The sequence below is a fragment of the Paenibacillus sp. FSL W7-1279 genome (assembly GCF_037969845.1).
Classification (GTDB): Bacteria; Bacillota; Bacilli; order Paenibacillales; family Paenibacillaceae; genus Paenibacillus_AQ.
The window spans coordinates 5832111-5858530 of record NZ_CP150215.1; the positions used below are offsets into that span (position 1 = coordinate 5832111).

Genomic DNA, 26420 nt, shown 5'->3' on the forward strand with positions numbered 1-26420 from the left:
TATCTATTCGGCTTGATCGTGAAGCCTCAGCAGGTGTGAAAAAGAATGAATAACGACATCTGATCCCTTAAGCTCCTGCTCCCCGCCAAAGCCTGCATAGCGGCAGCCAATGACGGTTTGTCCGTTCTCTTTGCCCGCCTCCACATCCGATGACCGGTCCCCTACCATCCAGGCGTCCCGGATATCGTGTTCATCCAGCAGCAGCCTAACCAAATCCACCTTGGAAGCCGTTCCATGCTCTCCGGCACTGTAGACTCCTTCAAAGAGCGACATGATCCCTCTCGCTTCAGCTATGCCTTTCACATAATGCTCCAGGCCGTTGCTGGCAACAAACAATCGGACGCCCCGACGATGAAGCTCCTCCAGCGTCTCCTTCACCTCAGGATACAATACGGCTGCTTCATTGCTTAAGCCTTCGAGCTCAAGCTGCAGCAGCAGCTCGTCTGCACGTCGATGGGCTGCCGGCGTTCCATTCGGTATGACAATCTTCCAAATGTCTTCGAGCAGCATTCCCAGACATCCAAGCATGAGCTCCTCATCCGGCGTTTCCCCTTCATAGTGCCCCTCTTCACGCAAAATGTCGAACAATTTGTGATAGGCGGGCAGCAGCAGGGTCTCCGTCTGAAACAGCGTTCCATCCATGTCAAATATCATCGCTTCCGGCTTGATCAACGTTGCTGTATTTTCCAATTTGGTCCTTCCCTTCGCTCCATATAATCTGATTCTAGTCTAATCTTTCCTCATCATATAGGAACCATATCACATCTGCAAACCCCAATTCCTCATTACTTTTGATCTTCTGTACATAAAATATGCATAACCGAGGCAGCTTTATCGTTGTTATACATATAACGCGTACTAACGAGAGGAGGATTTACATGCCTGGCACAAGGGAGTCTGAACCTGCACCGCCAATCAGGCAGCTGGAAGTCGAGCTGATCGCAGAGCTGAGCCGCTATGAGCCCCATGAACAAGCTGCGATTCTCAAGCGGATGGTGTACCGCCTCAAGAAGGGGCGATATGTCCGCAGCCCGATCATAATTGTTAAGGATATGGTCCGGACGCCGCTTGTATGGCTGCTGCTGTCCATGGGAGTGATGATTCCCATTCTATTCTATATCCTGTTCGTTTGGGTATCGCTGGCGGTTGAAGGGTAAAGGCGGAACGAAGCGCTATGGTTTATATTCCGGGCGCCGCCAGATCATTAAAGTAGCGGCGTACCATGCCGAGGTAACAAACGGCAGGTACTTGAGACCCTTCAACCCGCTCTCGTCTCCTCCATATATGATGTGCGACATAACGGCAATCGCTGCATTCAGAACGACCCCGCCCGCAAAACCTCCAACCACCGCGGCAAGGCTTCTCATGTTCGTGCTACCCCTTCTGTTCCCGTCGATCGGACGGCAGGACACCACGCGCCGTATCCACCGCAAGCCAGAACAATCCGATGGCGATGACCGGATGCAAGGCCCCGGCGCCAGGCAGGTTGGCGGTGAGGTATTGGCTGAAGACCAATAACAACAGAACCAGCGATTTCCATTTGTACGGGGCGGGCAGTTTGCCTGCAATACCAAATATCAGCATGAGGACCGGCACGATTTCAAAAAAATGGACAAACAGGGTATGGCTTCTCCACATCGATCCATCGTCAAACAGCGCCATGCCGGCAAACAGCGTCTGAATGGCAATACATACAACAAATATCCATGCCAGCCCTAACGATATCCATACGACCAGCGGTGTTTTTCCTACAGCTTGTTGCGTCATGTCGACATCCCTCTCTTAATTCAAATATCTTTACGAAATCATCCTATCACCGAAATGTTGCGATCTTGTGATGATGGCTTGCGGATTCCGTGAAATTTTCCAATTGCGGCTGGAAACCGTATATAATGGGGTGGATTTACGGCTGAACCTAACGAATCAAAATGGAAAGGCAGGATCCTTGCATGGCACATACCTTGCTTCTTGTGGACGATGAACGAAAAGTCATTGAGTTTATGGAGCCGTTCCTCCGGCAGGAGGGATTTCACATCATTACCGCTGCGACAGGCACGGAGGCTTTGGCCAAAGTGAGGGACTTTAAACCGTCGCTGGTCGTATTGGATTGGATGCTGCCGGAATTAAGCGGCATTGAAGTATGCCGGGAGCTCAGAAAATCAAGCCGTGTCGGCATCATTATGGTTACCGCCCGGGTTGAGGAAACCGATAAGCTGATCGGGCTGGAGGTAGGGGCAGACGATTACATGACCAAGCCTTTCTCCCTCCGGGAGCTCGCCGCGCGTATCCGGTCGGTCCTTCGCAGAATAGAAGGCGAAACGGTTACCGAAGAAATGCTGAAGCGCGGCGAGTTGATGATCTCGGAAAACCAATGCCGGGTATGGAAACGCGGCCGGGAGATCCAGCTTACGCCTACCGAATTCAAACTACTCCTGACCCTTGCTTCAAGGCCTGGCGTGGTTTACAGCCGCCTGCAGCTGCTTCAGGCGGCCATGGAGGATGATATCCACAATGATGAACGGACCGCAGACGCCCATATCAGCCGAATCCGCAAAAAAATCGAAGATGACCCGGCTGAGCCCGTTTTTGTCAAAACGGTGTATGGATTCGGTTACCGGTTTGAGCAGCAGTCATGAGCGTGGGCCGCAAAATATTCATCGTCCTCTCATCGTTCATTATCGGTTTCAGCACCGTCTTCGTTCTTCTTACTTATGTCGTCATCCGCGATTCCATGGATGCCATGCTGCAAACCTCGCGCGAAGAAGAGCTGGATCAGCTACAGGAGCGGCTGCTCGGTTACTACGTGAAGAATGGGCATACTTTCCGCGCCGTTCAGGATCAGGCGTGGTTAGTGGACAGTCCCCGTTCAGCCGACCGCCTGGAAAGCATCCTTCTGACATCCGGGGAACAAAAGACCCTCTTGCATGAGGGGGAGGCTGTGGAGAAGCAGATCAAACGCCTCGGTGTAAAGCGGACGTTGCATGTTGAAGGCAAACCGGTCGCGGAGCTGTATTATTATGATACGGATGTGGCAAACCTGACCAAGCTTCGGATCGGCACGCCCACATCGATCATCATTTTGCTGGGAGGAGGCACCGTCCTCTTCGTCCTGCTTTCCCTCGGGGCGGCCTACTGGATATCTCGGAGGCTCACTGCGCCCCTGCGCAAACTCGTCCCGGCTATCGAACGACTCGGTCAAGGCGAGTACGGTGTTCAGGCTCCCTTTACCTCGGAGGATGAATACGGGAGGGTCGCGGTTGCTTTCAACGGCATGTCTTCCAGGCTCGAGCAGTCCGAGATGGTCCGCCGCAATCTGGTGGCTGATGTCGCCCATGAGCTTCGAACACCGCTGACGATCGTAAGAGGCAAGCTGGATCTGCTTCAACAGAGCAGGCAGCCGATCCAACCGGAACTATTGCTTCCCATCCAGGATGAGTTGATTCGCTTAACCCGTCTCGTGGGCGATCTTCATCAACTATCTTTGGCCGAAGCGAAGCAGCTGCCGCTGGTTCGGAAACCCACGGACATGCTGGATCTTCTGGGTCAAATACAGGAGCGCATCGAGCCAGATGCCGATGCCAAGAACTTGACCCTGCGTTTGACGAGCGCTACGGAACACACTTCCGTTCCTGTGGATCCAAGCCGAATCACACAGGTATTTCTGAATCTCTTCATCAACGCGGTTCGGTATACACCCCAAGGCGGGCTTGTCCATACCACGATCCAAGAAGAGCCGGCTTCCGGCATGCTTCGGATTGATATTCGGGATACAGGCCCAGGGATTGAGGAGGAGCATCTTCCCTATCTCTTTGACCGCTTCTACCGTACGGACGGAGCACGTGCGCGGCATCAAGGCGGTATGGGACTGGGTCTGGCGATTGCCAAGGAATTTATCGTATCGCATGGCGGCACGATTCAGGCACAGAGCCTGCAGGGCCAAGGAACTACATTTACGGTCCGGCTGCCCTATCATGATCATGACTCGGAGAGCAGCACGGGGTATACGGACCCCATAAATCCTATCTAACATAAACAGACAGGCCCGGACAGATATCGACCGGCCTGTCATTGTTTATCCATTCGGATGTCGAAACGATACCCTCTCCCTAGAATATTTTTTTCGTTGCCCGATCTTCCTTGATGATCTCGACGGCTTCCCTGAAGCGGATGGAATGGATAATTTCACGTTCCCGCAAAAATTTGAGACTGTCCTGCAAGTCCACATCATCCGTCATGTCGATGAGCCATTGATATGTAGCGCGTGCCTTCTCTTCTGCCGCAATGTCCTCATACAAATCCGCAATCGGATCACCCTTGGCTTGAATATAGGTTGCTGTCCAAGGGACCCCGGCCGCATTCTCATAATACAGCGCATTGTCATGGTTGGCGTAGTGCGCTCCCAACCCGGCAGCCTCCAGCTCTGCCACGCTGGCATCCTTCGTCAATTTATACACCATCGCGGCAATCATTTCGAGGTGTGCAAATTCCTCGGTTCCGATATCGTTGAGCAATCCGATCACTTTATCTGGAATCGTATACCGCTGGTTCAAATAACGCAGTGCAGCAGCCAGTTCGCCGTCAGCGCCTCCATACTGTTCCATCAGAAATCTTGCCATTCTCGGATCACATTTACTGACGCGCACCGGATACTGAAGTTTTTTTTCATATACCCACATGGGCTCTTCCGCCTCCTTGTTCTCGCTTTTCCTCTTCATGAGGGCTGCATGCATGAGGTAAAAAAAAGCCGCAGCCCCCTTGCCATACCGTCATTGTTAAACCTGCCAAGGCCAAGGACCCTCGGCCCATTCAAACGGATACTTGGAATAAGCACGGCCAAAATTTTGCAGCGGCCCATACAGCTCTTGAAATTGCTTCGCTAGCACCGTTCTCTCCTGGGTCAGTTTATTGAACTGCTCGATGCTCTTGAGATCATTCGGATGAGTGTCCAAGAACAGGTTCAGCTCCACCAGGACAAAATCCAATGCCTGAAGCTGCTCCAGCATTTCGTAATACTTCAGATCTCCAACCTGGGGTCTGGCTTCATTCACCGCATATCACTCTCCTTTAAATTTTCGCGAAGTATACGGGCTATACAAGGATGGCCATAACGTTCCGTGCCTTAGCGCCTCAGCAGGGCTAAACTGGGGCAGACCCGGGGGTTGAAACACGACATACTGGTTAACAGGTACCACATACGATCTGTAAAGCTTGGGCGGGCATGGATCAAATGGCGAATGAAATACCGGGTATACGCGCACCTCTGGATTTTCCTTCAAAGGGATTTCCTCCTTATCGTTACGATCCGTCGTTATCAAGGACTCTTCGTATTTAACATATGTCTTCCGCCCAGAAAATGAACTCCAAAATGACAAAAAAACCCTCTCCCCTGGAATATTTCCGGGAAAAGGGTCTTCATGGAGTTGTCCTCAAAATTTGATTTTGATTTGGAACAAGCCCGCTTTACGCATAGCGGAATAGATAATGACGACCAGGGGGCCGATAAAAAATCCGATCACGCCAACCAGTTTAAATCCGATATACATGCTGACCAGGGCAGGCAATGCGCCGATGCCGACAGCATCCCCGATGACCTTCGGCTCCAGCACGCGGCGGATCACCGTAATCAGAATGAACATGAAGATCAAGCCGACTCCTGTAAAAATATCGCCTACCGCGAGCAGGTAGATGGACCATGGTATCAAAACGGAACCTACGCCCAGAATCGGCAGAATGTCGACAATGGTGACAAGCAAAGCGATGGCAAGCGGATAGTTAACGCCTAATACCAGCAAGCCGAGCAGCGTAATCACGTACGTAAACAGGCTGAGGATCAGCTGTGCCCGCAAAAAGCCGAAAATTGATTTTTTCAGGCTGATCAGCACTTCGTTCACCTGCGACTGTGATGTCTCATCAAACAGCGACAACACTTTCTCACGCATCGTATCGAGGCTGAAAGCGAACAAGTACACCGCTACGCAGAATACAATGAACGTGACGAACAGGTTCGGCAGCGTTTTGGCAAAGGACAAAAATGTTGAGGATACTGAATTGACAAGCGACCGTATATAGGAAGAAATATTCGACATGAATTCGGTAAGACTGTCGGCAAGACCCGGCGAAATGCCGTTCAGCATGTCTTGCGCTTGTATAATCGTATGCTGAAGGAATTCGTTAGCCCCTTCAAAATATTGCGGAGCCCGGCTCCAATATTCGACCAGCTGGTTAAACACCTGCAGACCGATCAAATAAGCCAGGAGCAGCATCAAAAGGAGGAATAGCGTGCTTGTTACCGTTGCGGCCGCAATGCGGTTCATGCGAAGTCTTTTCATTAAGAGCCGATTTAACGGCTCCAATGCAATAGCAATCACGATGGCCAGCAAGAACGGAGCTCCAACCGTAAACATTCCGTACAGCAACAGGAGACTGAGACCGATAAAGATCAGCTGCTTAATCGACATAATCCACTTCCTAACAAATAGAGTCTTGCTAGTTCTAAATGAAGCTGCTCTCGAGCTTCTGATGAATCATGACGCGAGTTACACGCAACCGTGTAGACTCTTCTACCTCAAAGATCACCCCGTCAAAGGTGGTTTTCTTCCCGACCACCGGGTTCCCTTCAAGCTCTTTGAACAACCAACCGCCGATGGAATCCACGTTATGCTCTTCAATCATCAAACCGGTCAAATCATTCACTTCTTCAATGAGCATCCGCCCATCCACTGAAAAGTACTCATCATACACTTCAATTTCAGGCCGCTCATCTTCAAATTCATCGTACAGGTCCCCAACAATCTCCTCCAAAATCTTCTCGGCTGTGAGAATGCCTGCCGTCCCCCCATATTCGTCCACCACGAGCGCAAGCTGCTCATGTCTTGCCTGCATCTTCCGCAGCACCTCGCTGATTTCCGTTGATTCCGATACGTCCATAATCGGTCTCATCAAGGAAGCCAGATCACGCTGCTTCTCAGGCTCCGCCAGCAAGAGATCGGTAATGTGGACAAATCCGATGATGCGGTCTTTGTTGTCCGTTGCGACCGGGTAGCGGGAGTGCTTCGTCTCATTGACGATCCGAAGATTCTCTTCCAAGGTATAATTGGTGAAAAGAACGTCCATGTCCGTCCTTGGCAGCATAATTTCTCTGGCTCTCAAGTCAGAAAAATCGAACAGGTTGTCCATTAATTTCATCTCGTTCTCGTCAATGACACCGCTCTTTGCGCTCTCGTTCATCAGAATCCGAATCTCTTCCTCGGAGTGGGCCGCTTCGGCCTCGCTTGCCGGCTCGATGCCAACCATCTTCAGAATCCGATTAGCGGAAGCATTCAGGACCCAGATCACCGGCAGAAAAATGCGGTAAAACCAAAGCAGCGGCGCCGACAGGATCAAAGCCGTGCCCTCCGTCCGCTGAATAGCCAACGATTTCGGTGCAAGCTCCCCTAACACAATATGCAGGAAAGTGATAATACAGAAGCCCACCGCCACCGATATTGTGCCGATCAATCGCTCATCCGTAAATCCAATGCTATGCATAATGGGGGCCACCAGCAATTCTGAAATGGCAGGCTCCCCTATCCAGCCAAGACCCAGGGAAGTTAATGTGATCCCAAGCTGGGTTGCGGATAAATAGGCATCCAGCTTCTGGTTTACTTTCAGGGCAATGCCTGCCAGCCGGTTCCCTTCGCTAACGAGCTGGGTCAATCGGGATTGGCGCATTTTTACCAGTGAAAATTCGGCCGCTACAAACACGCCGTTCAACAAAACGAGCAGGAAAACCAAGAGCAAATTCAAAATCAGTTTCCCGACCTCAAATTCCTCCGCCATGATGACACGCCTTCTTTCTAGGGTTCTAGTTTGTCTTTGCTTGCCTTGACTTGAAATCCACACCCCGGTAGTACATATCGGCCACCAACAGGTTCGGCCCACAGCAGCTCACTGCATCGCAGTGACAGTTAACCGTTTGGTTCAGCGGGTGTCCTGTTGTCCATTCGTTAAAAATATCGTCAAGCTTCTGTTCCTTAATATTACCAAAAGCCGGGATATCAGCAAAATCCGTTACATATACGTCGCCCGAGAATAAATTCACATTCACCCGGTTACGGCCATCCGGATCATTCCGGACCGTTACGTTCGGTTCTTGCCGCAGGCGGCGAATGATCTCCTGGTCATCATCATCGGAGCTGCAGGCATAGAAGGGCAGCGTTCCGAACAGCATCCACATGTCCCGATCCCGGACATCCAGCAAATGGTGGATGGCAGCTTTCGTGTCGTCCAAGGACAATACGGGCAGAGCGGAAGCAAAGTTTGAGGCATACATCGGGTGAACCTCGTGCCGCTTGCAGCCCATATCCTTGATCAGCTTGTGGATGCCGCTGAGTTTCGTATGCGTCCGGTAGTTAATCATCGATTCAGCGGATATGTACATCCCTGCTGCACTCAGTTTCTCCGAATTGACCAGCATTGTATCGTACATTTTGTATGCCGTTTCCTTGGAGACGGGACGCGCACTATTCGCAAACCCGACTTCATAGAAGTCGTCCCCGTTCAAATAATTGAATGAGATATGCATAACGTCCAGATAAGGCAGCATTTTCTCATACCGACTTATATCAAGCGTCAGATTGGAGTTAATCTGGGTCCGGATGCCCCTTTCCTTGGCATACTTCAGCAAGGGAACAATCACGTTATCCACCGTCCTGCCAAGAAATGCCGGTTCACCGCCCGTCAGACTGATCGTCTGCAGATGCTCTACCTCGTCCAATCGCTTCAGCATCGTATCGAGGGGCAGCATCGGCGCTTCCTTCATGACAAGCATATCACCGACAGCGCAATGTTCACAGCGCATATTGCAAAGATGCGTCACTGTCATTTCCACACTGGTCAGCACATGACGACCATGCTCGCGCAGTGAAGTTATCGGATCCCACGGATCATAACTCGGCGAAATGGGCCTTACGGCTGATGGAAATGGCTGTGCTGTATTACTCATGGTTCACTCACCTTATTTCTTTGAATTACCGATTCATTCAGTACAACTTACGCAATATGTACTCTACGGTTTTGATAATGTCCATTATATGATTATAACATACCCGAACAGAAGGCCTCTGCTTGATTCGGCTGGGAAATCATCCACTGTCCCCATGTTGGTCCGCGCTTTCCTTGGAAGTAAGCTTATGGGCCGGAAACATCCATCTTGGACTCCACCAATTCGCTCTGCCCATCATCTTCATAAACGCAGGCACAAGCAGCACCCGAATCACGGTGGCATCCAGCAGAATGGCTGCAGTCAGGCCTAAACCGATCGCTTTCATCACTTCATTATCCGTAAATACAAAGGCACCTACGACGACAGCCAGAATCAGGGCTGCGCTTGTAATCAGCCCGCCCGTACTCTCCAAGCCTTCGGCTGTGCTGAATTCGTTATCTCCCGTCCGTTCGTAATTCTCCATGATTCGCGAGAGCATCATGACTTCATAATCCATCGATATGCCGAACACCACGCAGAATATCAGGATTGGCAAAAGCGCAAAGATGGATCCCGTAGAGGATACACCCAGCCACTGCGCGCCAATCCCCTCTTGAAACACCCATACCACGATACCGAGTCCGGCGCCGAGGCTGAGCATATTCATTATGCTTGCTTTTAAAGGGAGCACGACCGATCGAAACGCCAATAGGAGAATGACGTAGGTAACTACAAATACAAAGACCAGAACGTAGGTGATATTCTGATGGATGGCTTCCATGATGTCCAGTTTATAGGCGGGGCTTCCGGTGACATAGGTCGTCAGCTCGTTCGTATCCATCGTCCGTAACGCTCGGACGAGCTGCATAGTCAATGCATGGGATTCGCCATACTCCGGGATCACGGCGACGGCTGCGAAATTCCCCCTCACAAAACGATGCTGCTCCAGCTGCTGGCGGATATCTTCGCGGGATAAATATTTCGAGGCTTCTTCCACCGAACCTCTGCCGATGCTCAGATAACTCTCTACCTGCTTCACACCCGGCATCATCCTGATTTCATCCGTATATGCCTTCATTAGCTCGATGCTGCGCGAATCCTCATAAGAGGCCGGAAGTTCGACCGCTACAACGATCGAATTCAATTCACGTTCATCATAAGCCTGTGTGAGCAGGTCGTGTCCATATCGGGATTCATAGGAGGGGGGAAGCACTTCGGCTGCGGGGATGGCGATATTCATGTCCCGAACCGGATAAATCGCCACCAATAGTAAACCGATCGCTGCGATAGAGATGGTCACAGGATGCGCCATGACAAATTTGGAGAGCCTTCTCCACAAACCGGAGGTCTGCCGTGCCCGAAGCGTCCGGTAAGCGGCAGGGAATAGAGGGAGCGCATCGATACGCGGGCCCAATATTCCCAATAATGCGGGAAGAAGCGTATTACCGGCCAGCACTGATAACAGCACCACGGTAATGCCGCCTATGCTGAAGGAACGGAAGATCGGCAGATCTATGAAACTCATCGCCACAAAACCGATCAACACGGCTGCCCCGGAGAACATCACCGCTTTGCCGGCGGTTGCGCAAGTGACAGCCAGGGCAGTGCCCACATCTCCGCTCCGTGTCCGCATCTCTTCTTTGAATCGGCTTACGACCAGCAACGCATAATCGATCCCCACGGCCAGGCCCAGCATCGTTACGACATTCGGTAGGAAATTGCTGATCGAGCCGTCGGCCAAAGCGACAAAATACAGGATTCCCATCGTGACCACCACACTGGCAACACCGGCTAACAATGGCAGGATCGCGGCAGTCAATGTTCCGAATACGACCGCCAGAATGAGCAGAGCTGCGGGAATGCCTATCATCTCGGCATGGATGATATCGCTTTTGACGGCTTGGTTCATATCGGCGAAGATGGCGGTATTCCCTGTTATGTAAGTATCCGCTCCCGTGATGCCCGGAACCGAGTCACGAATCTCTTCAAACTGCTTCAAGGCTTCCGTGGAATCCAGATCCAGCAGCACCGTCACGGATACGATATGATCCTGGCCTGCCTTATGAGCTGCCATATTCATATAAATATCCCTGACATAGGGACGGGCTCGCAAAGGCTCAAGCTCCGTCAATATTCGCCTCTGCGCCGTGCCTGCCGTCAAATTCTCATCGTGCTGGCTCACTACGACAATATCCAGCGAAGCTGCCGACAGTCCTAATCCCTCTTCCAGCTTCTCAATCCCGATCTGGGCCGGACTATCCTTCGGCGTAAACCCGTTGTGCTGCAGAATGGACGGCAGCTTGAATGCAAACGGAAGCAGCCCGCAAAACAAAAGAAGCCAGGTTACAACAATGGCTTTACGGTAGCGGTATATCTGTCGCCCCCATGTATGCAGCAATGTTGTATGGCTGTTACGTCTCACGAGTCTACCTCCTTCAGTGTAAGTTTGATCTATGGTGCTCGCCCGATACCAGCGATCATAATGGCCAGTGTTTCAGACAAATCCAATTCATAAGGTGCGGATAGCGGGGTGCCTTCGGCATCCGTTAATACGCGGACAACGGGTCGATGCGGCACATGTGCGTGAATTTTGGATACCACTCCACTCTCACCCGTATGTAATTTCACGGTGATCCCTGGAGGATATATCGCTACCCGATCCCGAAACATGGCCAGGAATGACTGTTCATACAGTGTTCCCGAGCCTGCATACATCACCTCTACCGCTTCATGCGGCAATAAGGCAGGCTTGTACACCCGCTGCGTGGTCATCGCATCGTAAGAATCCGTAATCGCAATCCATTTGGCGTATTCATGAATCTCAGGTCCCTTCAAGGCTCTGGGATAACCGCTGCCATCCAGGCGTTCATGATGCGACAGGGCGCAATGCGCCGATAACAACGGAATGTTCGGTTCGTCTTTCAATATTTTGAACCCGAACTCGGTATGCTTCTGGACCTCGCGAAATTCTTCTTCGCTCAGCCGTCCTGGATGATTCAGCAGCTTCTGGGATATCCTCGTCTTGCCGATATCGTGAAGCAATGCCCCCAAGCCCAGCACCTTCAGATCCTCCCGATTATAGCCGTAAGACACCCCAAGAACCGTTGAATATAGACAGACGTTAAGCGAATGACGATACAGGTTGTAATCGTTGGTATTCATATCCGTCAGGAGTACCATGCCCTCGTCATGATCCGATATTTCATCCATAATAGACTCCATCATCCCGGAGAACGTTTTGCCTAAATGAAGGAAGCTTCCCTTCAGAGCAGCCTGGCTCTCCAGGGTCTTGAAGCTCGTCCGTATCGACTGGATCGCCTGCAGCCGGGTCTCCTCGGTCAACAACTCCGGAACCACGATATCCTCTGTCATCGGCTCCTCGATATAGACATACCCGATTTCCAACGTGCCCAGACGGCGGATCAGTCCTGTCGTCAGCTCCACGCCTTCGGCAAGCAGAATTAAACCGTCACTATTATATATTCTCTTACCAAGAACCATTCCCGGCCTCAACGCGTTGATAGGTATAAGACGCAAAATCCGTCACTTCCTCTGCTATTCTCAAACTTGTGTGGGATATAGCGTCCAGTCTTCAGTGGATCACGATACGAAGAAGCCGGATCTCCTCCTTGTGTCTACTCCTGCTTAATGCATGATAAACAGCCAAAAAACGGCAGCGAGAACAAAACGGTAGATCGCAAAATGAGTAAGCCTTATCTTCTGTATGAGCTTCATGAAGGCCAAGACGACAAAATAAGCAACAACAAACGAAACGATAAATCCGGCAAGAAATACGCCGATCGTATCTAAAGTAAAATATCGGTAAGAATCCAGCAATTCATATCCGGATGCAGCACACATAATGGGAATTGCAATAATGAACGAGAAATCGGCCGATGCCTTATAGCTCACCCCGCTAAGCATTCCTCCGGAGATGGTGGAGCCCGAGCGGGAAAAGCCCGGCCATAAAACGGATATGATCTGGTAGACGCCAATCTGAAGGGCCTGCTTGTATGTCAAATCATCCAAATCATGTGATGTCACTTGAACTTTATGCTTATTGTACCATTCTGCAAAAATCATAAAAATACCGCCGGCAACGAGTGCAAACAGCACCGTCTGCGCATGGAACAGGCTCTTGATAAAATCCCTCGCGAAAAATGCAACCAGCAGGGCCGGAGCAATCCCCAAAAATATATGAATCAGATTCAATCTTTTTCGAGGCTCTTTCTTGGTCAACGGTTCACTTCGGCTCCAGCCGAGCAGGTTCAAAATTCGATTCCAGTAAACGATCGCGATCGCCATAATGGCGCCAAGCTGAATGACAACCTCAAACGTCTTCATGATCGGAGTTTGATCGTCGTAACCGAGCACCTTGGCCGTCAAGATCATATGACCTGTGGAAGACACCGGAATGAATTCGGTTAGTCCTTCCACGATCCCCAGTATAATGGATGTGATAAAATCCATCGTCCTTCCCCTCCCTTACCTTTGTCCTCCTCATATGTATGCTCGGCCAAAGGAAGTTAGTCGGGATTGTCAGGATATCCAGCGTGGAATCATGGACTCTTCAAGCGAACCGGGCCTCGATAGCTCACTTCGCAGCAGGTCTCTAATAAACTCCGGCAGCATATATACCGTATCCTTACCAAGTGACAACGACTCGTATCCGATTTTAAAAGTGAACATATCGAGTGTCCCCACCTTATATTCCCGCTGCGGCTCTAGCGGTTGCCCCTTCATGGAGATATGCGTAATCTTTCGGTAAGGCTCTCCGTTCTTGTCGTAGCGAATTTTCAACCCATCGACTGCCAGGCCGCCTAATATATAACCGCGGAAACCAAAGCCCATTATCTTCTTTCCGCTGAACTCTTGAAGCAAACTCTCCTCAAGCGCCTGATAGATATGTTCTCCGCGCAGCTTCACGATGCAGGGATTAATCGGTGACGGGCACAGGCCATGCAGCATACCGGTGCTGATCTCGCCCTCTGGCAGCGGCCCGAGCAGCTGCCCCGAGTTCACGATGGCAAAATCCGCATCCGTATGCTGCAGCACGGCCTGAGCCAGCAGGTTTGCAAACGGCGACTCCTCCTCATAGTGGATGGGCAGACTACGATCATTAACGGCAACAGCCTCCGTTAATTTCTCCCTTGCCAGCTCATGGTGCCTCATGATCGCCTGCTCTACGATGGGTTCTATTAAGTTTTTATCCACAGGGAGCAAACTTCCCTCTATACAGGTAAAGCGATCTTCAGCATGACTGCGCTGCATGACGAGGCGACCTACATATTGTCCGAACTTGCCTGCACCGCACACGGCTGTCTTTCCGATCATCAGGGGCTCCTCGAGTATATGATGGGTATGACCGCCAAGAATAACATCAATCCCCTCAACATTTTCTGCTAATCTTTTATCAATCGTTAGTCCTAAATGGGATAAAACAATTATGATATCACACTGGCCCTGAAGCGCTCGCACTTGCTCAGCAATAGCCTGCACCGGATCTCCGGCTTCCCAGCCTAACAATTGATAAAAACCTGCAAAAGCAGCCGTTGCGCCGGTGAGCCCGATTCGAATGCCTTCTCGTTCCAGGATCACATGCGGCTTCATCCATCGAGGAGGATTACCACTCTTAGTCTCACTAATGTTGCAGCACACAACGGGACACTGCAGTCCGGCGTATACACTCTCCAGAACATCATATGAAATGGTGAGCCCTTCGTTATTGCCAATCGTAATGGCGTCGTATCCTGTCAAATTAATGACATCTACATTGGCTTGGCCCATGGTGCCTTCGGTTTCCACCGATGCCCGGTCCATATGATCACCGATATCCAGTACGATTGCCCCGTCACCGGCAGCCGCCTTTTCCCGGGAAATAAGTGCCGCCACACTGCTCATCATCTCAAAATGGCTATGTATATCGTTGGTATACAATATCGTCAGCTTCTGTTTGTTGCTTCCTAACCCCATTTGGCGGCCCCCTCCCCAAGTTCGTTATTCGATAATTTCCGGTCTTACAAGCATAACATTTTAGCGAAGAATATGGTATATTGTAGCCCATAAGAATTACGAGGTGATGAAGAATGTCAACAACCATTTCTATATTACTATTTGCAGGATTAGCTGATCGAATCGGCACGGCTTCGCTTACATTCAACGTGCCTGGCTTGCCCCTGACTGCCGGGGAATTAAAGCTGCTGCTTAGTGAGGCTTATCCTGATGCCCAATCTCAGATTTCCACGGCTTTCGTCGCGGTCAATCAAGAGTATGCGCCTTCGGAACAGCTTATTCAGAGCGGCGACGAGGTGGCTCTAATACCGCCTGTGTCCGGTGGTGACGGCACAACCCCGCAGGACTCCGGATCCAGGTCCTCGGCAGATGGGAAATGCACGATATCCTGCGGCCCGCTTTCCGTAGAGACAACCATTGCCAAAGTTCATGATGATAATCATGGAGCAACGCTATCCTTTGTAGGTACAACGCGAGAGATGACCGGCCAGATGCGAACGGTTACGCTGGAGTATGAAGCATACATCCCGATGGCGCTTAAAGAAATGCAGCAAATATGCGCGGACATCTTTCGACAATGGCCCGGTACGCAATGTGCGATTTCCCATCGTATCGGTACGGTCGGAATTGGAGAAACCAGTGTTGTGATCGCTGTCTCCTCCCCGCATCGGAATGCATGTTATGAGGCCAGCCGCTATGCCATCGAACAACTGAAGCGATCCGTTCCAATCTGGAAGAAGGAGATCTGGGACGATGGTTCAGAGTGGAAAGGCCCACAGACCGGACCATGGGACCCAACCGTTAGGCAATAAGTCATGATTACACATTGTAAAACCATAATTTTCTTGCTAAGATAGTTTTGATCTTTTTACTTATATAAGGGCAAGAGGTGCAATGATTTGAGAGTACATGTCACGGACCTGATACCCGGTGATCAAATGCAGCATGATGCTTACAACACAAACGGCGTTCATGTTCTACAAAAAGGGGTTACCCTTCGTTTAGAGGATATATCCAAGCTACTGCAGCACGGTATCGATTACATAGAAATAAAGCCACGCGCACTGTCTGTATCCCTCGACTCTTCGTCTGAAATTTCAGAATCATACAACAAGGTTAAACCCCATTTCAATCTTGCATTTGACGGGTGCTCCACCTTATTTACGGAAGCGTCGCAATCCGGTAAATTCAATGAGTCCGTTGTGGACGATGTTTTCATGCCCTTAGTCGGCTCACTGAACGAGCATACGGATGTTGTCTCCCTGCTATTGCTGTTTAATGGTAAAGACGATTATACCTACAGGCACTCCATTCAAGTTGGAATGTTATCGTACTACATCGCGGATTGGATGGGTTACTCCGACAAGGAAGCTTATGAAATCGGCAAAGCCGGCTATCTCCATGATATCGGCAAAAGCAAGATTCCTAGAGATATATTGGACAAGCCAGGGAAACTGACTCCTCAAGAGTATGAAGAAGTGAAGCTGCACACCATCTATGGTTACGAGATGATCTCTGAATCCATGGATGATAAGGTCACCGCTATGGTTGCGCTCCAGCATCATGAACGGGATGACGCTTCCGGTTATCCACGAGCGCTCCATGCTGACCAAATTCATCCATATTCTCATATTTGCGCTGTAGCCGATGTATATAGCGCGATGACTACGAACCGGGTTTATCAATCCAAGCAGCAGCTGTTAACCGTACTTCGGGAGCTGTATAGTCTTAGTTTCGGGAAACTGAACGGCAAGCCGACGCATGCCTTCATCCAGCAGATGCTGCCGAACTTTATCGGTAAGAAGGTTCTGCTGACGACCGGCGAATCCGGCATGATCGTCATGAACAATCCTTCGGATTACTTCCGTCCGCTCGTGAAGACCGAGGATCGTTTCATCGACCTCTCCAAGGAGTATAATACCGAAATCCAGGAGATACTTCTGTAACTGGCGTTTTTCGTCCAGGTCCCCGAATAGCCAAATAACCGTCGGCGTACAAGCCTGACGGTTTTTTTGGGTGGTTGCGTGACTTTTCTCCCCTCTTACTCTTGATTTCTGGCACAATAAAAGTCGTGACCTGACAAGAGGGCCCACGCAACCCTCAAAGTCACAATGAAATCAACAATTCATAAACCATCCAAACATAAAAAGGGGCAAACCACTCGTTCTGAGTGATTTGCCCCCTTGAAAATAAGAAATATTTAACCGATGGAACCTTCCATCTCAAACTTGATCAATCGATTCATCTCAACCGCATACTCCATCGGAAGTTCTTTGGTGAATGGCTCGATGAAGCCCATAACGATCATTTGCGTAGCTTCAGACTCGCTAAGGCCACGACTCATGAGGTAGAACAATTGTTCCTCAGACACCTTGGATACGGTTGCTTCATGCTCCAGCGTAATGTTGTCATTCTTGATCTCGTTGTAAGGAATCGTATCCGACGTCGATTCATTATCGAGGATGAGTGTATCGCACTGGATGTTGGCTTTCGCGCCTTCTGCATTCCGACCGAAGGAAGCCAGTCCACGGTATGTTACTTTACCGCCATGCTTACTAATGGACTTGGATACGATCGTAGAAGTCGTGTCCGGCGCCAAGTGAATCATTTTGGCTCCTGCATCCTGATGCTGGCCTTTGCCTGCTACAGCGATGGACAATACCATCCCTTTTGCACCGCGACCCTTCAGGATAACGGCAGGATACTTCATTGTGAGCTTGGAACCGATGTTGCCGTCCACCCATTCCATTGTTGCGTTCTCTTCAGCAACGGCACGCTTGGTCACGAGGTTGTAAATGTTTGGTGCCCAGTTCTGAATGGTTGTATAGCGAACGCGCGCATTCTTTTTACAGATGATCTCTACTACCGCACTATGAAGCGAGTTCGTGCTGTAGATCGGAGCCGTACATCCTTCTACGTAGTGCACAAAGCTGTCCTCGTCCGCAATGATCAGCGTACGTTCGAATTGACCCATGTTCTCGGAGTTGATACGGAAATACGCTTGCAGCGGAATTTCACATTTCACGCCTTTTGGAACATAGATGAAACTCCCGCCAGACCACACGGCACTATTCAGCGCAGCGAATTTGTTATCCGTTGGGGGCACGACCGTTGCAAAATATTCTTTCAAGATCTCCGGATGCTCTCTAAGAGCCGTATCGGTATCCATAAAGATAACGCCTTGATCCTCAAGATCCTTTTGCATGTTATGGTAAACAACTTCGGATTCGTACTGTGCGGATACACCCGCCAGGAACTTCTGCTCTGCTTCAGGGATACCCAATTTATCAAAGGTTTCCTTGATCTCGGTAGGTACTTCCTCCCAAGTCTTGCCTTGCTTGTCGGAAGGTCTTACATAGTACTGGATATCGTTGAAGTCCAGCTCGTCGAGATCGCCGCCCCAGCGAGGCATTGGCATTTTCTCGAACTGCTCCAGTGCTTTCAAACGGAATTCCAGCATCCATTCCGGCTCGTTCTTGATTTTGGAAATTTCCATAACGACTTCACGCGTCAAACCTTTGCCGGTTTGAAAAATAGCTTTGTGCTCGTCACGGAAACCATATTTATACTCTTCAATTTCTGGTGCTTTTTTAGCCATTTAACTTACCTCCCTATCGATCTATTCATTCGCTTACTTCGCGTCTATTCCTTTTCGGAGTGCGTTCCACGCAAGTGTTGCGCATTTAATGCGTGCAGGAAACTTGTTGACACCGGATAGGGCTTCAATATCCTCGTACTCTTCAAAATCTACGGCCTCGCCTTTCATAAGGGAGGAGAAGCGGTCCGCCAGACTGATCGCTTCTTCCAGCGTTCTGCCTTTTACGGCGTCTGTCATCATCGAAGCGGAAGACATGCTGATGGAGCAGCCTTCCCCCGTATATTTGGCATCGGCCACTACGCCGTTCTCTACCTTAAGCTGCAAGGAAATGCGATCTCCGCAAGTCGGATTGTTCAAATCGATGGTTACCGCATCTTCTTCAAACTTGCCGCGATTGCGGGGGTTCTTATAATGATCCATGATGACACGTCTGTACAAATCGTCAAGTTGCATCGCCGAAATACTCCTTTGTCTGGATTAAGGCGCTAACTAATCGATCAACGTCCTCTTCTGTATTATACAGATAAAAGCTCGCGCGTGCCGTAGAGGATACTTTTAACCAACGCATAAGCGGTTGACAGCAATGATGTCCTGCACGAATCGCAACCCCCTGTGCATCAAGCACCGTTGCCACGTCATGCGGGTGAACGTCGCCGAGATTAAAGGTAACAAGGCCCACTTTACGTTCACGAGGACCGTAAATGGTAATCCCGTCGATCTCGGAGATGCGGTTCATGGCATAAGCCGCAAGCTGCGTCTCATGCTGTTCGATGGCGTCCATTCCGATTTCCTCCAGGAAATCGATGGCAGCGCCCAAACCGACAGCCCCTGCGATGATAGGGGTGCCCCCCTCGAACTTCCAAGGGAGCTCCTTCCAGTTTGATTCGTACAATCCAACATCATTGATCATTTCTCCGCCGAATTCGATCGGCTCCATTGATTCCAGCAGCGCCTTCTTGCCGTATAATGCGCCGATACCTGTTGGAGCACACATCTTATGGCCGGACAAAGCGTAAAAATCGCAATCCAGGTCCTGGACGTCCACCTTCATATGCGGTGTGCTTTGCGCACCGTCAACCACAATGACAGCGCCGTGGCGGTGCGCGATTTCCGCAATTTGTTTCACGGGATGCACAACGCCCATGACGTTGGATACGTAAGCGATGGCTACAACCTTGGTCCGTTCGGTAACGAGTGCCTCGACATCTTCGACACGGATCGTGCCATCAGGCTGCAGAGGAATATATTTCAGCGTAGCGCCAACGGCGATAGCCGCCTGCTGCCACGGTATGAGATTACTGTGATGCTCCATTTCCGTCAGGACGATTTCATCCCCGGGACCGCAAACGGAGCGCGCGTAGGACGATGCTACCAGATTCAGGGCCGTCGTCGTACCACGGGTGAAAATAATCTGTTCCGAACTCTCGGCATTAATGAAACGGGCAACCTTCTCCCTGGCTCCTTCATAAGCATCGGTAGCACGGCTGCCGAGTGTATGAACCCCGCGGTGCACATTGGAGTTCTCCCACTCGTAGTACCGCTTGATAGCATCTATGACCACCTGCGGCTTTTGTGATGTCGCGGCATTGTCGAGATATACCAGCGGATGTCCGTTGATCTCCTGATGAAGAATGGGAAATTGCTCACGGACAGAGGCGATCATTGTCCCAGCTTCCTTTCAACGAGCCCCTGCAGTTGGTCACGAAGTCCCTCAAGCGGAATTTCGCTGACAACCGGAGCCAAGAAGCCGTAAATAATTAAGGATTCCGCCACGGGACGCGAGATACCACGGGACATCAGGTAGTAAATTTGCTCCTGATTCACTTGTCCTACGGATGCTGCGTGACCGGCTGTTACATCATCCTCGTCAATCAACAGAATCGGGTTCGCGTCGCCGCGGGCTTTCGGGCTAAGCATCAGCACGCGTTCGGTCTGTTGTCCGTCCGCCTTCGTTGCACCCTTCTCGATCTTGGTAATGCCGTTGATGATGGCTTGTGCCTCTTCGCGCATGACTGCACGGGTGATCATCTGGGACGCCGAGCTCTTGCCGAAATGCTTCGCTTGCGTGGTGTAGTTGATCTTCTGGGAGCCGGAGCCGACCGCGATGACTTTCGCATCGGATGTCGAACCGTTGCCCTTCAGAATACTCATGGTATCGCTAGCTGTATCGCCATCGTTCATCTCGCCAACAATCCACTCGATCGAAGCGTCATTGTCCAGCACCGCACGACGGAATGTAACATCGGTTGCTTCGCCAGCCAATTGGTGAACGGAAGCATAACGCACCTTCGCTCCGTTTTTAACGAAGACTTCCACCGCTCCGTTATGGGTGACCGGCGCAGCCAGGGAATCCGAAACGTAGTTGTCTACGTAAGTGATCTGACTGTTCGCTTCGGCTACCACCAGCACATGCGGTGCAAATGTCGCTTCGGCATCGTCGGTCAGCATAACGGCTTGAAGCGGAACATCAACCTCCACATTTTTAGGAACATAGAGGAATACCCCGCCGTTCCATACCGCAGCATGCAGAGCAGCCATCGCATGCTCGTCATTCTTAAGCGCTTGGTGCAGATAAGGCTTAACCAAATCCGCGTGTTCTTTAACCGCTGTTTCCAAATCGGTGAAAATGACGCCTTTGGCAGCCAGTTCCGGAGCCAGACTCACATATACGGTTCCCGAATTGCGCTGGATAACCAGACCGCCTTCTCTTGAACCTTCAACAAGTTTAGCTACCTGTTCAGGCAGTTCGTCAAGGGATGCAAGTTTATTGCTCTCTTTATATTCACCATAGCTTTGGATGTTCCAGCGCTCGATGCGTTGTTTCTCCAGCTTGGGCAGTTCCAACTGGCCAGCCAGTTCCAGGGAAGCCAGACGGCTGTCTGTCAGCCAGGCCGGTTCCTGTTTACTTTCGGACAATGCCTTCAGAGCCTCAGCGTTGACCGGAAGAATGGTTTGTGTAGTCATATCGTTTCCTCCTCCCGTCTATTTACGCGTCTTGACCTACAGTTTCATCAGTAATGCCCAGCTCTTCCTTAATCCAGTCATAACCTTCTGCCTCCAGGCGCTCTGCCAACTCAGGACCACCGGATTTTACGATGCGTCCTTGCATCATCACGTGAACATAATCTGGAGTGATATAGTTAAGCAAACGTTGATAGTGGGTAATAATCAAGAAACCGCGTTCTTCGGATTTCATGGCATTTACACCGTTCGCTACAATTCTCAAAGCATCGATATCCAAACCGGAGTCGATTTCGTCAAGCACGACAAGTTTCGGATCCAGCATCATCATTTGCAGGATTTCGTTACGTTTCTTCTCACCGCCGGAGAAACCTTCGTTCAGATAACGGTGAGCGAACTCAGGATTCATCTCGAGATCTTTCATTTTACCTTCCATTTGGCGAATGAACTTGATCAGGGAAATCTCGTTGCCTTCACCGCGGCGCGCATTGATGGAACTGCGCAGGAAGTCGGAATTCGTAACGCCGGCGATTTCGCTCGGATATTGCATGGCCAGGAACAGACCTGCGCGTGCGCGCTCGTCAACTTCCATCTCCAGCACGTCTTCGCCGTTAAGGAATACCTTACCTTCGGTAACTTCATATTTAGGATGACCCATCAACGCGGAAGCCAAAGTACTTTTGCCTGTACCGTTTGGTCCCATGATGGCATGAACTTCTCCGCCTTTCATCTCAAGGTTGATACCTTTAAGGATCTCCTTGCCTTCGATTGCTGCTTTCAATCCTTCAATGACAAACTTGGTTGACATATTAGATTCCCTCCGTTGAATAGGTAGTGTATTGTTGTCCTATATGATAACAGGATTGGACGCCCTGATTTCATAAAACAAAAAATAATTATTTATTTATAATCATTCTAAACTGATTATCAATGATTCTCAAGCCATTTTATAATAAAATATGACGTATTTCAACCGGACAAGCGTTTTGCAGACAACATTCGGACAACCGTAACAATTAAAAAACAGGCATGACCGATAGACCGGCCAAGCCTGTTTCGTTCACCCTGTTCCCCTCCATATTTGCGGTTGCTCCTAAAGAATCTATTACGGCATCCGGCACCGGCGTTTATCGCGCGTTGACAGACGGTGCTCAGGTCAACATCTTGAACTATAAGGCAACGGCACGATAACCGGCACCCTCAGCTCTTGCAAATACAAGGGAAGAACAGGCAGCATTCTGTTGTATTACGCTTTATCCAAGGAACGAACGCAGCATCCACATGTGCTTCTCAAGATCAGCCTTAAATCCGGTAAACATGTCCGCGGTTGGCGCATCGCCGGCTTCCTCGGCCATTTCGATGCCTTCCGCCAACTCCTCGGATACGGTTGCAAAGTCCTCAATCAAGGCTTGTACCATGCCGCGGGTATCCTCGTTGCCCGAAGCCTCCTGAACAGTCGCAAGTTCCAAATATTCTTTCATCGTAGCAGCCGGTTTTCCTTTAATCGAGAGCAGGCGCTCCGCCACCTCATCCATCTTAAGTGTAACTTCGTCATACAATTCTTCAAATTTAACATGAAGGGAGTAGAATTGCTCTCCGGATACATACCAGTGATAGTTGTGGAGTTTGACATAGAGCACGTTGAAGTTCGCAACCTGTTGATTCAACAATTGCTCCAGACTTGCGTTTTTCGTTTTTCCTGCAGCTTTGCCAGATGTAGTTTTTGCCATGGTTAATCCCTTCCTTTTCTATATGAAATGCACCCTGTACTGCGTCAAAGGAACATTGTGCAGAGCGGTGTATACCCATTGTAACTGGTACCATCTGCTAATGCTATTCCTTCATTAATATATGAGTACATCCTGTGCTTGGGCGTCTATTTGTAGTTTACCCTTTGGACTGCGGAGCGAATCAGGTTCAATAACCTTTCGTCTTGCCAAAAAATTATACAAAATTCGCGAAAAAACGTTATACTAGGTAATACCAAGCAAAAAAGTTGGCTTTGATTTTCTTCTATTCTATTTGGGGGTGACCATCCATGTCTGCATATCATCCGCTGAACGCGGAAGAAGCTATACAATTAGCTAAAAGTATACCGGGCCGGTTCCCGGACCATGCCCAGCTCGAATGCCGCGAAATCGGCGACGGCAATCTTAATCTGGTGTTTCATGTCACCGCCAAAAATACGGCTGATAGTATCATTATCAAGCAAGCTGTTCCTTATGCAAAAGTTGTAGGCGAATCCTGGCCGCTGTCTCTCGACCGGGCCCGAATCGAACGACTGGCGCTGGAGACGGAGTACTCCATTTGTCCCGACCTTGTGCCCGAAGTATACGGTTATTCGGATGAGCTCGCCTACACCGTAATGGAAGACCTGAGCGAGTATACCATCATGCGCAAAGGCCTGATTGAGGGTAATGACTATCCGAAGTTCGCAGAGCATATTGGCCGCTTCCTGGCCAGAACGTTGTTCTACACGTCGGATCTCGGGATGAACCAACAGAAGAAGAAGGAACTTGCCGGCCGCTTTGTCAATCCGGATTTATGCAAAATCACCGAAGACTTAATCTTCGAAGATCCATACCGCGAATCCGCCAATAACAATTATGCGCTGAGCATAGCCGATGAAGCGGAAGCCCTTCGCGCCGACCTGCCGCTTCACTTTGAGGTCGCCCTGCTTAGGGAGAAGTTTCTGACTCACGCACAAGCTCTGCTGCACGGGGATCTGCATACAGGCAGCATCTTCGTGACGCCGGAATCCACCAAGGTGATCGACCCGGAATTCGCTTATTTCGGCCCGATGGGATTCGATATCGGTGCGGTCATCGGCAACCTGCTGCTAAACTATGCGTCACAGCCTGGCTGGAGTCGGGACGAGCATACGCTGGCCGCCCGGGAAGCCAGGCTCCTCGAGATGGCAAGCGATGTCTGGACCCACTTCGAGAACAACTTCCGCGCGCTGTGGAATGATGATCTCTTGGACGAGATGTCCCGCACGCAAGGCTATCAAGACCACTATGTATCACAGATTTTGAAGGATACCGCAGGATTCGCGGGCTGCAAAATGATTCGGCGCATCGTTGGATTGTCCCATGTTGCGGACATCGACACCATAGCCGATGATCAAGCCAGAGAAGCTGCGCAGCGCAAAGCGCTGGCCATCGGTAAAAATCTCGTGCGGCATCATCGCAGCATCAAGTCCTTTGACGACATTTTAACTTTGATTACGCAAGCAACTAAAGGAAATGAGGTATCGATATGAGCGGTATGACTACCGGCAATGCCAGCACCTATGAGCCGCTAAGCTCCGTTTATTGGGGAGGAGACCATCTGGTCCTGCTGGACCAGCGATTGCTCCCGGAAGAGATTGTTTATCTTCAGCTCTTCACACCGGAGGAAGTCTGGGAAGGCATTCACTCCATGAAAGTCCGCGGCGCGCCGGCTATCGGCATCGCGGCAGCATTCGGCGCAGTCCTTGGCGGCATGCAGGTTGAAGCCGACGATAACGAGGGATGGCTGCAACAAGTCGCAAAAACTTGCGCTTATCTCGCAACGTCCAGACCGACAGCCGTCAATCTGTTCTGGGCGCTGGACCGTATCAAGCTTGCGGCTGAGAAGCTGGCAGTTTCGGATCTCGATACAGCCGGACTGAACGCGGCGCTGCTCGCCGAAGCCGAAGCCATTCGTGCCGAGGATGAGGATGTATGCCGCCGCATCGGTGAAAACGCGCTGCCGTTCTTCCAGGACGGCATGGGCGTGCTCACCCACTGCAACGCGGGCGGATTGGCAACGGCCAAATACGGTACCGCCCTGGCGCCGATGTATCTGGCTCATGAGCAGGGCCTGAACATCAAGGTGTTCGCGGATGAAACAAGACCTGTCCTGCAAGGCGCGCGTTTAACTGCTTTTGAACTCCAGCAGGCGGGGATTGACGTTACACTGCTGGCGGATAACATGGCCGCCATGGTTATGTCCAAAGGCTGGATCCAAGCGGTTATCGTCGGTACGGATCGCGTTGCCGCAAACGGCGATGTCGCCAACAAGATAGGAACGTACGGAGTAGCGGTACTTGCTAAAGCTCACGGCATTCCTTTCTACGTGGCTTGCCCGCTGTCCACGATTGATCTGAATACGAAGACAGGCGCCGATATTCCGATTGAGGAACGTCCTGCCGAAGAGATCACGGAAGGTTTCGGCAAGCGCACAGCGCCGCAAGGCGTAAAAGTGTACAACCCTGCCTTCGACATTACGCCGAATGAATATGTGACAGCCATCATTACGGAAAAAGGCGTCGTGCAAGCTCCTTATCATGAGAGCTTAAAAAGCTTGTTCGAATAATCGCTATATCCGCCAAATGTTTATGGCATCATAAAACGGACAACCGGCCCTCCAGCCGAATTGTCCGTTTTTTTACGGTTTGCATTTTAGTGCATCTGAAGTCTAAACCTTGTTATCTCCAAAAAAAGAGCGATCCGCACGGGAATCACTCTTGGAAGAGAAGGCATACATGACTCATAACATGCGCAGGATCGCATCCTTGCCAGCCAAGCCAGGATGAATGCCCCACTTCTCTGCCTCCAGGGTTACCGATTCCAGCGGCGCCTCCAGCAGCTGCTCCAATGTGCGAACCCCTACGGCTCTTCCTGCGATAATCTTGCGGTCCGCAAGCTTTTCGTTAAGAAGGCCCACATCGAGTGCACCGCACATAATATAGCCGCGGGAAGTGTATACGGCCAGCAGCGTTGTTTTCGGAAGCTTTACCTCGACGCCCATAACGGTATGTCCTTCAATATCGATCGGCAGTAAAGTCACCAATATCAACAAACCTCCCCTCACGTCGGCTTAGAATTATGTTTATTCTTTTGGAACCGACATGGTGCGAATGTC

At 50.5% G+C, this 26420-nt stretch carries 28 protein-coding genes; 8 read left to right on the forward strand and 20 right to left on the reverse strand.

The genetic code is table 11. The features are described 5' to 3' along the window. Positions 1-3: 3 nt before the first annotated feature. On the reverse strand, positions 4-690 hold the full coding sequence (locus tag MKY82_RS26285) for an HAD family hydrolase (RefSeq protein WP_071218047.1): 687 nt from the start codon (positions 688-690) through the stop codon (positions 4-6). A gap of 188 nt (positions 691-878) precedes the next feature. On the opposite strand from MKY82_RS26285, the gene MKY82_RS26290 reads away from it, so the two are divergent. Then, positions 879-1157: a hypothetical protein gene (locus MKY82_RS26290; RefSeq protein ID WP_339294713.1), complete on the forward strand. Its 279-nt coding sequence runs from the start codon at positions 879-881 to the stop codon at positions 1155-1157. 15 nt (positions 1158-1172) lie between these two features. Here the strand turns inward: MKY82_RS26290 and MKY82_RS26295 are convergent, their stop codons facing one another. After that, positions 1173-1367, reverse strand: a complete 195-nt coding sequence (locus MKY82_RS26295) for a DUF5957 family protein (RefSeq protein WP_339294714.1) — start codon at positions 1365-1367, stop codon at positions 1173-1175. 7 nt (positions 1368-1374) lie between these two features. Next, a complete protein-coding gene (locus tag MKY82_RS26300) occupies positions 1375-1767 on the reverse strand; it encodes a DUF6220 domain-containing protein (RefSeq protein ID WP_194544210.1) in 393 nt (130 codons plus the stop codon). A 182-nt stretch (positions 1768-1949) separates the two neighbouring features. Here MKY82_RS26300 and MKY82_RS26305 point away from each other — a divergent pair, with 182 nt between their 5' ends. Both MKY82_RS26305 and MKY82_RS26310 read left to right on the forward strand, forming a co-directional pair. Continuing rightward, on the forward strand, positions 1950-2636 hold the full coding sequence (locus MKY82_RS26305) for a response regulator transcription factor (protein WP_194544211.1): 687 nt from the start codon (positions 1950-1952) through the stop codon (positions 2634-2636). Next, complete coding sequence (locus MKY82_RS26310) at positions 2633-4027, forward strand: ATP-binding protein (protein WP_339294715.1); 1395 nt, start codon at positions 2633-2635, stop codon at positions 4025-4027. Before MKY82_RS26305 ends, MKY82_RS26310 begins: the two co-directional genes overlap by 4 nt. Positions 4028-4106: 79 nt before the next feature. Here the strand turns inward: MKY82_RS26310 and MKY82_RS26315 are convergent, their stop codons facing one another. The 10 genes from MKY82_RS26315 to MKY82_RS26360 form a co-directional block, all read right to left on the reverse strand. After that, on the reverse strand, positions 4107-4676 hold the full coding sequence (locus MKY82_RS26315; RefSeq protein WP_071218042.1) for a manganese catalase family protein: 570 nt from the start codon (positions 4674-4676) through the stop codon (positions 4107-4109). 96 nt (positions 4677-4772) lie between these two features. Further along, the gene (locus MKY82_RS26320; protein WP_071218041.1) at positions 4773-5048 is read right to left on the reverse strand and encodes a spore coat protein CotJB; all 276 of its coding nucleotides are present in this window, start codon (positions 5046-5048) and stop codon (positions 4773-4775) included. A gap of 6 nt (positions 5049-5054) precedes the next feature. Continuing rightward, the gene (locus MKY82_RS26325) at positions 5055-5276 is read right to left on the reverse strand and encodes a spore coat associated protein CotJA (protein WP_074961779.1); all 222 of its coding nucleotides are present in this window, start codon (positions 5274-5276) and stop codon (positions 5055-5057) included. 150 nt (positions 5277-5426) lie between these two features. Then, the gene (gene ytvI, locus MKY82_RS26330) at positions 5427-6458 is read right to left on the reverse strand and encodes a sporulation integral membrane protein YtvI (protein ID WP_071218040.1); all 1032 of its coding nucleotides are present in this window, start codon (positions 6456-6458) and stop codon (positions 5427-5429) included. Positions 6459-6492: 34 nt separating this feature from the next. Continuing rightward, positions 6493-7818 (reverse strand): hemolysin family protein, encoded by a 1326-nt coding sequence (locus MKY82_RS26335; RefSeq protein WP_194544213.1) that lies wholly within the window; start codon positions 7816-7818, stop codon positions 6493-6495. A 25-nt stretch (positions 7819-7843) separates the two neighbouring features. Then, the gene (yfkAB, locus tag MKY82_RS26340; RefSeq protein ID WP_220684116.1) at positions 7844-8983 is read right to left on the reverse strand and encodes a radical SAM/CxCxxxxC motif protein YfkAB; all 1140 of its coding nucleotides are present in this window, start codon (positions 8981-8983) and stop codon (positions 7844-7846) included. Between the two features lie 139 nt (positions 8984-9122). Next, entirely contained in the window at positions 9123-11384 is a 2262-nt protein-coding gene (locus MKY82_RS26345) for an MMPL family transporter (protein WP_220684115.1), read from the reverse strand. Positions 11385-11413: 29 nt separating this feature from the next. Further along, entirely contained in the window at positions 11414-12499 is a 1086-nt protein-coding gene (locus tag MKY82_RS26350) for an HD-GYP domain-containing protein (protein WP_194544215.1), read from the reverse strand. A gap of 108 nt (positions 12500-12607) precedes the next feature. Then, positions 12608-13432, reverse strand: a complete 825-nt coding sequence (locus MKY82_RS26355; RefSeq protein ID WP_071218035.1) for an undecaprenyl-diphosphate phosphatase — start codon at positions 13430-13432, stop codon at positions 12608-12610. Between the two features lie 69 nt (positions 13433-13501). Beyond that, complete coding sequence (locus MKY82_RS26360) at positions 13502-14935, reverse strand: bifunctional UDP-sugar hydrolase/5'-nucleotidase (protein ID WP_339294716.1); 1434 nt, start codon at positions 14933-14935, stop codon at positions 13502-13504. A 113-nt stretch (positions 14936-15048) separates the two neighbouring features. Here MKY82_RS26360 and moaD point away from each other — a divergent pair, with 113 nt between their 5' ends. Both moaD and MKY82_RS26370 read left to right on the forward strand, forming a co-directional pair. Further along, the gene (moaD, locus tag MKY82_RS26365; RefSeq protein ID WP_339294717.1) at positions 15049-15786 is read left to right on the forward strand and encodes a molybdopterin converting factor subunit 1; all 738 of its coding nucleotides are present in this window, start codon (positions 15049-15051) and stop codon (positions 15784-15786) included. An 87-nt stretch (positions 15787-15873) separates the two neighbouring features. Next, complete coding sequence (locus MKY82_RS26370; protein ID WP_194544218.1) at positions 15874-16920, forward strand: HD-GYP domain-containing protein; 1047 nt, start codon at positions 15874-15876, stop codon at positions 16918-16920. A gap of 254 nt (positions 16921-17174) precedes the next feature. Here the strand turns inward: MKY82_RS26370 and sufB are convergent, their stop codons facing one another. The 5 genes from sufB to sufC are packed head-to-tail and all read right to left on the reverse strand — an operon-like array spanning position 17175 to position 22341. After that, positions 17175-18572: a Fe-S cluster assembly protein SufB gene (gene sufB / locus MKY82_RS26375; protein ID WP_071218031.1), complete on the reverse strand. Its 1398-nt coding sequence runs from the start codon at positions 18570-18572 to the stop codon at positions 17175-17177. A gap of 33 nt (positions 18573-18605) precedes the next feature. Continuing rightward, on the reverse strand, positions 18606-19025 hold the full coding sequence (gene sufU / locus MKY82_RS26380) for a Fe-S cluster assembly sulfur transfer protein SufU (protein WP_339294718.1): 420 nt from the start codon (positions 19023-19025) through the stop codon (positions 18606-18608). Continuing rightward, on the reverse strand, positions 19015-20235 hold the full coding sequence (locus tag MKY82_RS26385) for a cysteine desulfurase (RefSeq protein ID WP_071218029.1): 1221 nt from the start codon (positions 20233-20235) through the stop codon (positions 19015-19017). Before MKY82_RS26385 ends, sufU begins: the two co-directional genes overlap by 11 nt. Beyond that, complete coding sequence (gene sufD, locus MKY82_RS26390) at positions 20232-21536, reverse strand: Fe-S cluster assembly protein SufD (RefSeq protein ID WP_194544220.1); 1305 nt, start codon at positions 21534-21536, stop codon at positions 20232-20234. The genes MKY82_RS26385 and sufD overlap by 4 nt, the downstream gene beginning before the upstream one ends. 22 nt (positions 21537-21558) lie before the next feature. Then, complete coding sequence (sufC, locus tag MKY82_RS26395) at positions 21559-22341, reverse strand: Fe-S cluster assembly ATPase SufC (RefSeq protein ID WP_339219348.1); 783 nt, start codon at positions 22339-22341, stop codon at positions 21559-21561. A gap of 221 nt (positions 22342-22562) precedes the next feature. Between sufC and MKY82_RS26400 the strand changes: the two genes are divergently transcribed. Then, positions 22563-22724 carry a hypothetical protein gene (locus tag MKY82_RS26400; RefSeq protein WP_194544221.1) on the forward strand — a complete coding sequence of 54 codons (162 nt, stop codon included), beginning with the start codon at positions 22563-22565 and terminating at the stop codon, positions 22722-22724. Between the two features lie 62 nt (positions 22725-22786). Here the strand turns inward: MKY82_RS26400 and MKY82_RS26405 are convergent, their stop codons facing one another. Then, complete coding sequence (locus MKY82_RS26405; protein ID WP_071218026.1) at positions 22787-23263, reverse strand: Dps family protein; 477 nt, start codon at positions 23261-23263, stop codon at positions 22787-22789. Between the two features lie 308 nt (positions 23264-23571). Between MKY82_RS26405 and mtnK the strand changes: the two genes are divergently transcribed. Both mtnK and mtnA read left to right on the forward strand, forming a co-directional pair. Next, positions 23572-24795 (forward strand): S-methyl-5-thioribose kinase, encoded by a 1224-nt coding sequence (mtnK, locus tag MKY82_RS26410; protein ID WP_339294719.1) that lies wholly within the window; start codon positions 23572-23574, stop codon positions 24793-24795. Next, on the forward strand, positions 24792-25871 hold the full coding sequence (gene mtnA, locus MKY82_RS26415; protein ID WP_194544223.1) for an S-methyl-5-thioribose-1-phosphate isomerase: 1080 nt from the start codon (positions 24792-24794) through the stop codon (positions 25869-25871). Before mtnK ends, mtnA begins: the two co-directional genes overlap by 4 nt. 174 nt (positions 25872-26045) lie before the next feature. Here the strand turns inward: mtnA and MKY82_RS26420 are convergent, their stop codons facing one another. Continuing rightward, positions 26046-26348: a DUF1805 domain-containing protein gene (locus MKY82_RS26420; RefSeq protein ID WP_113057527.1), complete on the reverse strand. Its 303-nt coding sequence runs from the start codon at positions 26346-26348 to the stop codon at positions 26046-26048. Positions 26349-26420 lie beyond the last annotated feature (72 nt).